1 protein-coding gene and 1 pseudogene are annotated in these 887 nt (G+C 34.9%); one reads left to right on the top strand and one right to left on the bottom strand.

All coding sequences use genetic code 11. The features are described 5' to 3' along the window. A partial coding sequence (locus KIV40_RS30195; RefSeq protein WP_285352951.1) for a hypothetical protein occupies nucleotides 1-808 on the top strand: 808 nt, incomplete at its 5' end. Here the strand turns inward: KIV40_RS30195 and KIV40_RS30190 are convergent. Continuing rightward, nucleotides 780-887, bottom strand: a pseudogene (locus KIV40_RS30190) (LysR family transcriptional regulator); the annotation flags it as partial. The gene KIV40_RS30195 and the pseudogene KIV40_RS30190 overlap by 29 nt on opposite strands.

The raw sequence follows: 887 nt of genomic DNA, 5'->3' as shown, positions 1-887 counted from the left end.
TAAAGTCACCTTATTCTCATTTAATCTTGCATTCGAAAACAATGAATACATAGTTAGTTGCTTTATCGAGAAGTCTCTTCTTACCAACAAAGAAACTGAAGGTAAAAGTCTATTTATTCAATTTAAAGCAATTAAGCCGCTTTCTTATAGAGATGTTGAATGGTTAGTTATAGAGAGTAAGCACCTTTTTGCAATAGTCTTAGGTAGGCCGTTAGTTGCCGAACAGGTCAAAGTTAATGAAGCGGAATTTTATTTTCCCACTCCTAACATAAGAGAAGTTGAGACAACAACAGTTAGGAATGAATTATCAAATGCTTCCCTGCTGTTGCAGAATGAGCAGTGGGAGAAAATCTTCACTTCATACTTTGTAGAGAAACGATATGAATTCAAAAATATTTGGTTAAAAATCCCTCTTTATATGTCCTACGCTCATATCTCTGATATAGAAATAATGAGTTTTGTGAGCATCCTTGAAGCAAAAGTTGTGAGATTTGCAAGTCAATCAGAGAACTACTTGGCTGAGGAACGTCAAAAAGAGATTCTCAAAGAAATCAACCCAATAATCAAAAAATTCAGAACTGATGATAAAGATAATAAAGAGATCTACAACTCAATTTTAGGCTCATTACAAAATGTAATGAAATCGAGTGATATTCCTCATTTAAAGAGTAAGATAGATCTAATCATTAATAGCTTACACGTTGATATTAGGAATATTTTCAACATTTCTACACAAGAAGTTAAGCAGTTAGTCGAGATACGGAATGCATCAGCACATGGAGGTAAATACGTTCCACTTCTTCTGTGAGTGTGATTTTTCGGTGAGAGCGGGTAAATAGGGCAATGCCAAGTCCTTCTTCGAGCTTGTTGATACGGTGAGACATGGC

It is taken from the genome of Vibrio sp. D173a (assembly GCF_030248475.1).
Note: the sequence above shows the minus strand (reverse complement) of the source record. Positions and strands in the feature narration are given on the sequence as shown.